13 protein-coding genes are annotated in these 11,919 nt (G+C 64.5%); all 13 read right to left on the bottom strand.

Features of this window, described 5'->3' with window-relative positions:
* Positions 1 to 67: 67 nt before the first annotated feature.
* The gene (gene fdhD / locus JY451_01930) at positions 68 to 838 is read right to left on the bottom strand and encodes a formate dehydrogenase accessory sulfurtransferase FdhD (protein ID QZH75404.1); all 771 of its coding nucleotides are present in this window, start codon (positions 836 to 838) and stop codon (positions 68 to 70) included.
* A 156-nt stretch (positions 839 to 994) separates the two neighbouring features.
* The gene (locus JY451_01925) at positions 995 to 1,294 is read right to left on the bottom strand and encodes a formate dehydrogenase subunit delta (protein QZH75403.1); all 300 of its coding nucleotides are present in this window, start codon (positions 1,292 to 1,294) and stop codon (positions 995 to 997) included.
* Positions 1,291 to 4,179, bottom strand: a complete 2,889-nt coding sequence (gene fdhF, locus JY451_01920; GenBank protein QZH75402.1) for a formate dehydrogenase subunit alpha — start codon at positions 4,177 to 4,179, stop codon at positions 1,291 to 1,293. Before fdhF ends, JY451_01925 begins: the two co-directional genes overlap by 4 nt.
* A 2-nt stretch (positions 4,180 to 4,181) precedes the next feature.
* Positions 4,182 to 4,700 (bottom strand): molybdenum cofactor guanylyltransferase, encoded by a 519-nt coding sequence (locus JY451_01915; protein QZH75401.1) that lies wholly within the window; start codon positions 4,698 to 4,700, stop codon positions 4,182 to 4,184.
* A complete protein-coding gene (locus tag JY451_01910) occupies positions 4,700 to 6,244 on the bottom strand; it encodes a formate dehydrogenase (protein QZH75400.1) in 1,545 nt (514 codons plus the stop codon). The genes JY451_01915 and JY451_01910 overlap by 1 nt, the downstream gene beginning before the upstream one ends.
* Positions 6,241 to 6,669: an NAD(P)H-dependent oxidoreductase subunit E gene (locus JY451_01905; protein QZH75399.1), complete on the bottom strand. Its 429-nt coding sequence runs from the start codon at positions 6,667 to 6,669 to the stop codon at positions 6,241 to 6,243. The genes JY451_01910 and JY451_01905 overlap by 4 nt, the downstream gene beginning before the upstream one ends.
* Positions 6,666 to 7,505, bottom strand: a complete 840-nt coding sequence (gene fghA / locus JY451_01900; GenBank protein QZH75398.1) for an S-formylglutathione hydrolase — start codon at positions 7,503 to 7,505, stop codon at positions 6,666 to 6,668. Before fghA ends, JY451_01905 begins: the two co-directional genes overlap by 4 nt.
* A 7-nt stretch (positions 7,506 to 7,512) precedes the next feature.
* Positions 7,513 to 7,893 (bottom strand): VOC family protein, encoded by a 381-nt coding sequence (locus JY451_01895; GenBank protein QZH75397.1) that lies wholly within the window; start codon positions 7,891 to 7,893, stop codon positions 7,513 to 7,515.
* Between the two features lie 13 nt (positions 7,894 to 7,906).
* Positions 7,907 to 8,290, bottom strand: coding sequence for a VOC family protein (locus JY451_01890; GenBank protein QZH76504.1), 384 nt, complete (start codon positions 8,288 to 8,290; stop codon positions 7,907 to 7,909).
* Between the two features lie 5 nt (positions 8,291 to 8,295).
* On the bottom strand, positions 8,296 to 8,682 hold the full coding sequence (locus tag JY451_01885) for a VOC family protein (GenBank protein QZH75396.1): 387 nt from the start codon (positions 8,680 to 8,682) through the stop codon (positions 8,296 to 8,298).
* 206 nt (positions 8,683 to 8,888) lie between these two features.
* Positions 8,889 to 10,001: an S-(hydroxymethyl)glutathione dehydrogenase/class III alcohol dehydrogenase gene (locus JY451_01880; protein ID QZH75395.1), complete on the bottom strand. Its 1,113-nt coding sequence runs from the start codon at positions 9,999 to 10,001 to the stop codon at positions 8,889 to 8,891.
* 23 nt (positions 10,002 to 10,024) lie between these two features.
* The gene (locus JY451_01875) at positions 10,025 to 11,377 is read right to left on the bottom strand and encodes an MFS transporter (protein QZH75394.1); all 1,353 of its coding nucleotides are present in this window, start codon (positions 11,375 to 11,377) and stop codon (positions 10,025 to 10,027) included.
* Between the two features lie 29 nt (positions 11,378 to 11,406).
* Positions 11,407 to 11,898, bottom strand: a complete 492-nt coding sequence (locus tag JY451_01870) for a MarR family transcriptional regulator (protein QZH75393.1) — start codon at positions 11,896 to 11,898, stop codon at positions 11,407 to 11,409.
* Between the last annotated feature and the right edge of the window lie 21 nt (positions 11,899 to 11,919).

The following is an 11,919-nucleotide window of genomic DNA, read 5'->3' as shown; positions in this document are numbered from 1 at the left end:
TTGCGTTCCACTATGCCTGACAGATACTGACAATGTGTTGCAGGCGTGCGACGCTCTGGGGAACTCCTTATCCGCGCCCGGAACCGTCGTTTACGCAGAGCACCGAATCCGGGCGCGCTAGGCACCACAGACTGAGGCCCGCCGCTGTCGCCCGCTCCACCGCCATGCTTGTGGGCAGCGAGATCGTGACCAGCCGCGTGGCCCCGGCGCGCACCGCCTTCTCGACAATTTCGTACGAGCAGCGGGCGGAGGAGAGGATGAAACCTTCGCTGGCGTCCTGACCGGCCATGGCGAGCGCGCCGACGAGCTTGTCCATCGCATTGTGCCGCCCGACATCCTCGCGGGCGTGGAGGATTGTGCCTTCGGGACTGCAATAGGCGGCGACATGAGCCGCTCCGGTGGCGCGGGTGAGCGGCTGGTGATCGCGCAGGGCGCCGAGCGCGGCGAAGATCGCTTGCGGTTCGAGCGCGGCGTGCGCGGCGACAGGGGGGAGGGGGCGCGAGACGGCCTCGAGGTTCTCAATCCCGCAGAGCCCGCACGATGATTCCGCCACCCGCGTGCGCACCCGGTCTGTGAGTTTGTCGATGCCGAGGCCGGTGAGCGTTGCGCGGGCGATCCAGCCGTGTTCGACTTGCGCAATGGCGATGTCGGTCACGTCGGCGGGGGTCTGCGCCAGCCCTTCGGTGAGCGCGAAGCCGCGAGCGAAATCTTCGAGATCGGTGGGGGTGGCCATCATCACCGCATAGCTGAGGCCGTTGTATTCGAGCGCTACGGGGACTTCAGGGACGAAGCTGCGCGTGGCAGGGCTGGTGGTGCCGTCGGGGTGATGTTCGATCATAAAGCCCCCTCCTCTTCAGAGGAGGGGGTTGGGGGTGGTGGCGAGCAAAGCGAGCGCGACGTGCAGAGCAGGATGGGGCCTGCGGCCCCAGCGAGACGCTCTGCGCCTCGCCCCCACCCCCGGCCCCTCCCCTGAAGGGGAGGGGGGATTGGCGCATCACCCAGCATCCGAATTGTGCAGATCGCCGTGCTTGGAAAAATCGGTCGCGCGGGTTTGCGAGCCGGGGTGGCCCTTTTCCTCGAGATGCGCGATCGCTTCGGCCGCAATCGGACCGAGCCCCGAGCGGTCGCTGGCAAACACCGCGGCTTTCATGCGGGGGTCCCAGAAGCTTTCGATATGGTCCGCCGTCGCCAGCACCGCCTTGTCGTGGCCGATGGCGACGAAATTGCGCGCGATCTCGTTGGCAAAGCGGTTGAGCGTTTCGAGCTGGGATTTGTGAGGTTTTTCTTGGCTCATTCCGCCGGTTCCATTTCCTCGCCAGCAATGCGCCGCGAACGCTCGCTGAGTTCCTGGTAATCCTCCTGCCAGTCGGTCGGGCCGTTGCTCGGCATCACCTGCACCGCCGTCACCTTGTATTCGGGGCAGTTGGTCGCCCAGTCCGAATAGTCGGTGGTGACGACATTGGCCTGCGTCGCCGGGTGGTGGAAGGTGGTATAGACAACACCGGGAGCCACGCGATCGGTGACCTTGAGCCGCAGCGTCGTCTCCCCGGTGCGGCTGGCGAGCTTGGTCCAGTCGCCATCCTTGAGGCCGCGGTTCTCGGCATCGGTGGGGTGCATTTCCAGCAGGTCTTCCTGGTGCCAAACGGTGTTCGCGGTGCGCCGGGTCTGCGCGCCCACGTTGTACTGGCTGAGGATGCGCCCGGTGGTCAGCAGCAGCGGGAAGCGCGGGCCGGTCTTCTCGTCGGTGGGCACGTAGTCGGTCACCACGAACAGCCCCTTGCCGCGCACGAAGCCTTCGATGTGCATCACCGGCGAGCCGTCGGGGTGCGTCTCGTTGACCGGCCACTGCACCGAACCACGTTCCTGCAACATGTCCCAGCTCACTCCGGCAAAGCTGCCGGTGAGTCGGGCGATCTCGTCGAGGATTTCGCTCGGATGGCTGTAATTCCAGTTCGCTCCCAGCGCATTGGCGAGCAACTGCGTCACCTGCCAGTCCTCGTAGCCATTGGCAGGCTCCATCACCTTGCGTACCGGCTGGATGCGCCGTTCGGCATTGGTGAACGTGCCATTCTTTTCGAGGAAGGTGCTGCCCGGCAGGAAGACGTGGGCGTAATTGGCGGTTTCGTTCAGGAACAGGTCGTGGACAATCACGCATTCCATTGCCGAAAGGCCATCAGCCACGTGCTGGGTGTTGGGATCCGACTGGAGGATATCCTCTCCCTGAATGTAGATCGCCTTGAAGCTGCCATCGACAGCCGCATCGAGCATGTTGTTGATCCGCAGGCCGGGATTGGGATCGAGCGACACGCTCCAGTCCTTCTCGAACAGTTCGCGGGTCGCGCTGTCCGACAGGTGGCGATAGCCGGGCAACTCGTGCGGGAAGCTGCCCATGTCGCAGGCGCCCTGGACATTGTTCTGCCCGCGCAGGGGATTCACCCCCACGCCCTTGCGGCCGATATTGCCGGTCACCATCGCCAGGTTGGCGATTGCCATCACGGTGGAGGAGCCCTGCGAATGCTCGGTAACTCCGAGTCCGTAATAGATCGCGGAATTCCCTCTGTGGCCCCGCGAAACATCGCTAAGGCCAGCGCCGCCGGTGGCATAGAGCCGTGCGGCTGCGCGCAGGTCCCCGGCGGGAACGCGGGTGACGGGTTCAAGCGTTTCGGGCGAATGGCGCTCGTCCGAAACGAAGCGCGCCCAGTCCTCATAGGCCTCGACATCGCAGCGGGCCTGGATAAACTCCTCGTTCGCCAGTCCCTCGGTGACGATCACATGCGCCATCGCGGTGAGCACGGCCACGTTCGTGCCCGGCTGCAGGGGCAGGTGATAAGACGCCTCGACATGCGGAGTGCGTACCAGATCAATGCGGCGCGGATCGATTACGATCAGCTTCGCCCCTTCGCGCAGGCGCTTCTTAAGGCGGCTGGCGAAGACCGGGTGCCCGTCGGTCGGGTTGGCACCGATCACCAGCGCGACATCGGTATGCTCGACCGAATCGAAATCCTGCGTCCCCGCGCTGGTGCCGAAAGTCGTTTTCAGTCCGTAGCCGGTGGGCGAATGGCACACCCGCGCGCAGGTATCGACGTTGTTCGCGCCGAACACAGAGCGGATCATCTTCTGCACCACATAGACTTCTTCGTTGGTGCAGCGGCTGGAGGTGATGCCGCCCAGCGCCATCGGTCCGTGTTCCGCCTTGATCGCGCTGATCTTGCCCGCAGTGAAGGCCATCGCTTCTTCCCAGCTGACTTCCTGCCACGGCTGGTCGATGGACTCGCGGATCATCGGCGAGGTGATGCGATCCTTGTGGTTGGCATAGCCATAGGCGAACCGGCCCTTGACGCAGCTATGCCCGCGATTGGCCTTGCCGTCCTTGTAGGGCACCATACGCACAAGCTGTTCCCCCCGCATTTCGGCGCGGAAGGTGCAGCCGACGCCGCAATAGGCGCAGGTGGTGACGACAGCGCGTTCGGGCAGGCCGATCGCCTTGACGCTCTTCTCCTGCAAGGTCGCAGTCGGGCAGGCCTGCACGCAGGCGCCGCAGCTGACACATTCGCTTGACAGGAAATTGTCCCCGTCCTGCCCGGCGGAAACCATGCTCGCGAACCCGCGTCCGTCGATGGTCAACGCAAAAGTCCCCTGCACTTCGTTGCAGGCGCGCACGCAGCGCGAGCAGACGATGCACTTGCTGGCATCGAACGAGAAATAGGGATTGGAGTTGTCGGTCTGGAGACCGAGGTGGTTCTCCCCCGAATAGCCATAGCGCACATCGCGCAGACCCACCGCCGCCGCCTGGTCCTGCAATTCGCAATCGCCGTTCGCCGAACAGGTCAGGCAGTCGAGCGGGTGATCGGAAATGTACAGCTCCATCACCCCCTTGCGCAGCTTTTCGAGACGCGGGGTCTGGGTCTTGACCTGCATCCCCTCGGCCACCGGGGTGGTGCAGCTGGCGGGCGTGCCGCGTGCGCCTTCGATTTCGACCAGGCACAGGCGGCAGGAGCCGAAAGCCTGGACGTTATCGGTGGCGCAGAGCTTGGGAATGTCTCCGCCGATCTCCGCCGCCGCACGCATCACGCTGGTGCCCACGGGCACGGTGACCTTGCGGCCATCGATGCTGAGGGTGACGGTCTCGGTCGCGGTCGAGGCGGGGGTGCCGAAATCCTTGGCGGGCTGGTATCCCATAGCTATTGCTCCAGGCCTGCAAGATCGGCAGGCGTATTGATATTGGCTGGCGCATCCGTGCTCGATACCGGGCGGGCGTTCACGGCCCCGGCAAATGCGAGCATCGAGTGGCGTCCTTCACTCTGGAGGATGGCCGAAACGATGGCTGCGTTGTCACTGCTCCAATGCCCGATAACGGGCTGGGTTTCAAGATAGGCAGGGGGCGGTGAAAGATCCGCCAAGAGCGAAGCGGGCAAGGCGACAGAATCGACCCCGCATGTGAGGACGCTGGCGTAATCGCTATCCTGGGCGAACCGCAGCGCGGCGGCGATCCCGCCCAGCGGCCCCATCCCGGCGCGTGGCCAGTCGGGAATGGTCGGAGCAGGGGCTTCGGCGCGGCCGACGACGATGACATATTCGCAGAAGCCAGATAGCGCATCGACCGCGCGGGCAATCAGCGTGCGACCGCCGAGTTCGGCGAGCGCCTTGTCGCTGCCGAAGCGGGTGGACTGGCCGCCTGCGAGGACCGCGCCGAGAATCACTACTCCGTAACCTCGGGCAGGCTGGACCGGCCGGTAAAATCCTCCGGCCAGTTCTTCAGCGCGCTCATCACCGGATAGGGGGTGAAGCCGCCCAGCGCGCAGAGCGAGCCGAATTTCATTGTCTCGCAAAGGTCGGTCAGCAGGCCGATTTCCTGCGCCGCCTCGCGTCCGGCATCCTTGGGCGCGTTGTGGATCTGCGGCAAGACTTCGACTCCGTCGCGCTGTCTGCCACCGGCACGGATGCGGTCGATGATTTCCACCCCGCGCACCGCGCCGATCCGGCAGGGGGTGCACTTGCCGCAGCTTTCCGCCGCGCAGAATTCCATCGCGAAGCGCGCCATCGCACCCATGTCGGCGGTGTCGTCGAAAACCGTGATCCCGCCGTGGCCGATAAGCGCATCGGCAGCGGTGTAGGTTTCGTAATCGAAAACGATGTCGAACTGGTCGGGGTGGAGATAGGCGCCGAGCGGCCCGCCGACCTGCACCGCCTTAACCGGGCGACCCGATGCGGTGCCGCCGCCGATGTCATTGACCAGTTGCCCCAACGTCACGCCGAAGCCGATCTCGTACAGCCCGCCGTGCCTGATATTGCCCGCCAGCTGGATCGGCATTGTCCCACGCGAACGGCCGAAGCCGATGTTCTGGTACGCGCTCGACCCGCCTTCGGTGAGGATGTGCGGCACGGCGGCGAGGCTGAGGACGTTGTTGACCACTGTCGGACTGCCAAGAAAGCCCTCGAGCGCGGGCAACGGCGGCTTGGCTCTGACCTCACCGCGCTTGCCTTCCAAGCTGTTGAGCAAGGACGTTTCCTCACCGCAGACGTAGGCACCTGCACCGACGCGCACTTCGCATTTGAAGGGAGCGATAATGTCGGCGCACAGGTCCAGCGCCGCATTCAGCTTGCGGATCGCGTCGGGATATTCGCTGCGCAAATAGATGTAACCCTGCTGCGCGCCGACGGCATTGGCGGCAATCGCCATGCCCTCGATCAAAGCGAAGGGATCGCCTTCCATCAATGCGCGGTCGGCAAAGGTGCCAGAATCGCCCTCGTCGGCGTTGCAGACGATGTATTTACGGTCGCCCGGCGCCTTGCGCACCGTGTCCCACTTGATCCCGGTCGGGAACCCGGCCCCGCCGCGTCCTCGCAGGCCGGATGCCGTGACTTCCGCCACGATGGCTTCGGAACCGATCTGCCGCGCGCGGGTGAGGCCGGCCCAGCCGCCCGTGGCTGCGTAGTCCTCCATCGAGAGCGGGCGCGTCTTGCCGGCGCGGGCGAAGGTATAGCGCACCTGTCCGGCGATGAAGGGATGTTCGGTGATCGTGCCGATGGCCTTGTCGCTCGTCCCGGCGAGGATCGCCTCGACATCGGCGAGCGTGGCAGGGCCGAAACCCTGACCGTCGATCTCGACCAGCGGTTCGAGCCAGTGCATCCCCCAGCTTGACACGCGGTGGACTTCGCAGCCCTTGGCTTCGAAGGCGGCGGCGAGCCGGTCGGCCCCGCCTGCGCGGGCCAGCGCGTCGTCGGAGATTTTCACCAAAGTCATGCGTTTTCCACCAGTTCGGCGATGCTCTGCGCATCGAGCCGGATATGCAGGTCGTCCCCCGTGCGCGCGGCAGGGCCGGCGCTGCACAGGCCGAGGCAATAGACCGTTTCGATCTTCACCCGCGCCCCCGCCGCCGCTTCTGCTGCGGCCACAATTGCTTCAACCCCGCGCGCCTTGCACGCTTCGGCGCGGCACACCTGCACCACCGGGCGCGCATCGGCCTGCGGCTTGTAATCGTGATAGAAGCTGACCACGCCGTGCACGTCGGCGCGACTGAGGTTGAGCCCCTTGGCAATCAGCGCTTCGGCTTCGGCATCGACGCAGCCGAACGCGGCCTGCACATCGTTGAGGATCGGCAGCAGCGGCCCTTCGCGATGGTGGTGCAGGGCGACGATCTCGCCGATGCGGGTGGACTTGTCGCTCATGCTTTCAGCTTTCCGGCGTGCCAGGCTACGTGATCGGCGATGAAGGTGGAGACGAAGAAATAGGAATGGTCGTATCCCGGCTGAATCCGGACCGTCGCGGCCATCCCGGCATTGTCGATTGCCGCTTCGAGCAGGTGGGTCTTGAGCTGGGGTTGTAGCCACTCGTCGGCGCTGCCCTGATCGATCAACAGATCGTCGATCCGCGCGCCGTCCTCGATCAGCGCGACGCTGTCGTAGGCGCGCCATTCCGTGCGATCGTCACCCAGGTAGCCGGTCAGCGCCTTGTCTCCCCAGGGGCAGTTGAGCGGGCTGACGATCGGTGCGAAGGCGCTGGTCGAGCGGAAGCGGCCGGGATTGCGCAGCGAGACGGTCAGCGCGCCGTGGCCGCCCATCGAATGGCCGGAAATCCCCTGCCGCTCCATGTCGACCGGGAAATTTGCCGCCACCAGCGCGGGCAGTTCGTCCTCGATATAGCTGCGCATCCGGAAATGCTCCGCCCACGGCTCCTGCGTGGCATCGACGTAGAACCCTGCGCCCTGCCCGAAATCGTAGGCCTCGTCATTCGGCACGCCTTCCCCGCGTGGGGAGGTGTCCGGGCAGACGAAAATCACGCCGTGCTCGTTGCAGGCCGCCTTGTACTCGCATTTCACCATCACATTCTCATGCGTGCAGGTGAGCCCTGACAGCCACCAGAGCACCGGCAATTTTGCTCCAGCTTCATGCTCGGGCACATAGACCGCAAAAGTCATCGGCGTGCCGGTGGCGCTCGACTGGTGGCGATAGACGCCCTGCATGCCGCCGTGGCAGCGTGCGGTGCTGACGGTTTCGAGAGTCATCGCTAGCTCACTGCATCATGTGCAGGGCGCACAGCTTGTGCCCGTCGGGATCGCGCAAGTAGGCGAGGTAGAGCTTCATCGTGCCCAGCTCGCGCACGCCCGGCGGATCCTCGATCGCCTTGCCGCCAGCGGCCACGCCCGCCGCGTGCCAGGCATCGGCCTGTGCGGGATCGTCCATGGCGAAGCCGATAGTGCTGCCGTTGGCGATGCAGGCGGGCTCCCCGTCGATCGGCTTGGTCACCAGGAACATCGCGCCCTTGTGCATGTAGAGCAGGCGACCCTTGGGATCGAGGACGCCGGGATTGGCACCGACCGCGCCGAACACTGCATCGTAGAAGGTCTTGGAACGGTCCAGATCGTTGGAACCGATCATCATGTGGCTGTACATAATTTCCTCCGTTTCAGGCGCTTGTGTCGATGAAAAAGGCGCAGAGTTTGTTGCCGACAGGATCGCGCATATAGGCACCATACATCGGCTTCTGGCCATAGGGGCGCGGACCGGGCGGGCCTTCGCAGGTGCCACCATTGGCCAGACCGGCCTTGTGCCACGCGTCGACCGAAGCCGGGTCGGCGGCAGTAAAGCCGATGGTCCCGCCATTGGCAGGGCAGGCCGGCTCGCCATCGGCCGCCGGGCCGACCATGAACAGGCCGGTTTCCGGCGTGCCGTACATGCCGTGAATACCCTCGTGGTGCTGGCCGGGCACGCCCAATGCCGCGAAAGTCGCGTCATAGAAGGCGAGCGAGGCCACAGGATCAGTGCTGCCGACCCGCACGTGGGTGAACAGAGGCATCAGGCTGCGTCACCCGCGTTGGGAGCGAAAGCGCAGACCTTGTTGCCATCCGGATCGCGCAGGTAAGCGCCGTACATCTGGCCGGGGCTGTTGGGACGAATGCCGGGAGGGCCATCGCAGGTGCCGCCATTCGCTACGCCTGCCGCGTGCCAGGCATCGACTTCGGCGTAATTGGCAGCCTTCAGGCCGAGCGTCGCGCCGTTGGAGGGATTGGCCGCTTCGCCGTTGGCAGGCTTGCCCACTGCCACTGCGCCGTCCTGGTTGGCGTAGATGGTGAGATGCGGATATTCGCCGACCGGAGCAACTCCGATCGCGCCCATCGTGGCGTTGTAGAAGGCCCGCGATTTATCGACATCGTTGGTGCCGAGGAAAACGTGATTGAGCATGTTCGTGGCCTCTCCTTGCTGGGCGAGCGGCAGCGCTTCGCCCTCTGCGATTCTCTCGTTTCATCACATAGCCGAAATTTTCGGACTTGTGAAACCTATTCCCGCATTCGTCACCCCGGACTTGATCCGGGGTCCCGCTTGCAGAGGCGCGGTCAAAGCGGGGCCCCGGCTCGGGGGCCGGGGTGACGAAGTAGGTAGGACTTACCCTAGAACACCACCACCGAACGGATGCTCTCGCCCGCGTGCATCAGGTCGAACGCGGTGTTGATCTCTTCCAGCCCCATTACGTGGGTGATCATCGGATCGATCTGGATCTTGCCGGTCATGTACATGTCGACGATTTTGGGCACGTCCGTCCGCCCCTTGGCGCCGCCGAATGCGGTGCCGCGCCAGTTGCGCCCGGTGACGAGCTGGAACGGGCGGGTGGAAATTTCCTTGCCCGCTTCGGCCACGCCGATGATGATCGAGGTGCCCCAGCCGCGGTGGCAGGCTTCGAGTGCGGTGCGCATCACTTCGGTGTTGCCGGTGGCATCGAAGGTATAGTCCGCGCCGCCATCAGTCATTTCGACCACCTTGGCGACGACTTCCTCGCGGCTCATGCCCTTGGAATTGAGGAACTCGGTCATCCCGAAGCGCTGGCCCCATTCCTCGCGCGCAGGATTGATATCGACTCCGATAATCTTGCCCGCGCCCGCCAGCCGCGCGCCCTGGATCACGTTGAGCCCGATCCCGCCGAGGCCGAACACCACCACATTGTCGCCCACCTGCACTTTGGCGGTGTTGGTGACAGCGCCGACGCCGGTCGTCACGCCGCAGCCGATATAGCAGGCCGACTGGAACGGCGCGTCCTCACGGATCTTGGCGACCGCGATCTCAGGCAGCACGGTGAAGTTCGAGAAGGTCGAACAGCCCATGTAGTGGAAGATCGTCTCCCCCTTGTAGCTGAACCGGCTGGTGCCATCGGGCATCAGCCCCTTGCCCTGCGTGGCGCGGATCGCGGTGCAGAGGTTGGTCTTGCCGCTGAGGCACGATTTACACTGACGGCATTCGGGGGTGTAGAGCGGGATCACGTGATCGCCCGGCTTCACGCTGGTAACGCCCGCGCCCACTTCGCGCACAATGCCTGCGCCTTCATGGCCGAGCACCGAGGGGAAAATACCCTCGCTGTCGAACCCGTCGAGCGTATAGGCATCGGTGTGGCAAATGCCGGTGGCCATGATCTCGACCAGCACTTCGCCTGCCTTGGGGCCTTCGAGGTCAAGTTCGACAATCTCCAAGGGCTGCTTCGGGGCAAAGGCTACGGCGGCACGGGTCTTCATTGTTGGTCTCTCCCACAGGAATCTCAGGCTGTCGGCTTTTCCGCCATCACTTCATCACCATCGCGTTCGGGCAGCATCAGGAACAGCAGCAGCGAAATGACCGAGCCCATCGCCATGATGATCGACACCGTCAGCAACTGGTCGTTCCCCAGCCAGCCGAACAGCGCACCCGCGATCAGCGGACTGCCGGCAGCGCCAAACCGCCCGATCCCCAGCACGAATCCGGTGCCGGTGGCGCGGGCATAGGCGGGGAATCCGCGCGCGAAGGCGGCATAGTATCCGCTGATCGCGGCATTGGTGAAGAAGCCGGTCAGGATCGTCGCCCACTGCCAGCCATCCAGCGTATCGCGGCCCATGCCGAAGCTGGCTACCATCACCGAACCGATCAGCAGCATCAGTGCGGTCGGCCACTTGATCCCGAGCTTCGCCATCACGAAGCCGAAGAGCGCAGAGCCGAAGAACCCGCCGACATTGGCATAGGTCAGCACCGTTGCCGCCTCGGCGGGCGGATAGCCGGGGGGATAGTCGGAGACGATCTGCACCGCGAACTTGAGGATGTAGTAGAAAGTGATGGTGTGGAACATGTAGCCGAAAGCCAGCAACAGCGTGACCGGGCGCAGCTGGCGGTTCGAAAGGATGTCCGTCACCTTGGGCTTGGTCGTCCCTGCAACGATGGTCGGCAATTCGCCAATGGCAGGCTTGCCGAAAGCCGCGAGCGTGCGATTGACTCCTGCGACATTGCCCTTGGTGGCCTGGTAAGCCGCCGTCTCAGGCACCAGCAGCAGGATAACCGGGATCAGCGCCGCCGTCACCACTGCGCCGAACAGGAAGATCGCGCGCCAGCCGTGATCGGGCAGCAACCATTCCGAAGCGGCAATCCCGCCGATGATCGCGCCCAGCGGATAGCCCGCGACATAGACGGCAATGCAGGTTGAGCGCCAGCGGCTGTTGGTGCTTTCGGCCACTACCGCGTTGGTGGTGGTCAGCATCCCGCCGATGCCGATGCCGGTGAGGAAACGGAAGGCCACCATCGGTGTCACCCCCGTGGCAATGCTGGCGAGGTACATGCCCAGCGCCATCAGCAGCAGGCAGGCAATCATGGTGTATTTGCGGCCAAACTTGTCCGCCGCGCCGCCGAGCAACACCGAGCCGAAGCCCATGCCGACCAGTTCGGCAGAAAGAACTACGCCCAGCGCAGGACGGGAAATCCCCCAGTCCGCGGTGATCCCCGGCGCGGCAAAGGCGCTCGAAAGCACGTCGAACCCGTCGAGCGCGTTCAGGAGCACCATCAGGATGACGACAATCCATTGCCGCGCCCCCATAGCGGTATCGTTGATGACAGTGATGGGGTTCGAACCCCCGGCTGGTGCGGCCATGTTGACTTTGTCCTCTCCTGGATCGGCCCCTATTCGTGGATTCGCGCCAGCATTTCCACCAGTTTTTCCACCTCCGCAGGGGTGAAGCGGCTTTTGAGCCAGTTTTCATGCGCTTCGATGCAGGCCTTGGCCTCTTCCAGCGCGCGGTGGCCGTTCTTGGTCAGGTGCAGCGCCTGCTTGCGCCCGTCGTCCTCGGCGCGCTCGCGGCGCAGGTAGTCACGTTCCTGCAATCGGTTGACGATGGTCATGGTGGTGGCCCGGTCCATCCGCAGCCGCGCGCCGAGATCGACCTGCGAAATCCCCGGATGATCGCCGACCAGCCACAGCACGCTGACCTGTTTCTGGGTCATGCCGAGATCGGTGAAGCTTTCAGTGAAGTGGCGATAGACCGCGCCGTGCGCCAGCCGGATGTGGAAACCGACGATCCCGTCGAGCGCGCCGACATCGCCTTGCGGAAGATCCTCCGCTTCTGCCTTGTCCTGCGTCAATGCCGCTCCCGCCAAAATCCTGTCCCCGGACATACCGCCCCAAAGGCGGCTTGA

The organism is Erythrobacter sp. (genome assembly GCA_019739335.1).
Classification (GTDB): Bacteria; Pseudomonadota; Alphaproteobacteria; order Sphingomonadales; family Sphingomonadaceae; genus Alteraurantiacibacter.
The sequence above is the reverse complement of the archived record's forward strand: the minus strand, read 5'-3'. Positions and strand labels throughout refer to the sequence as shown.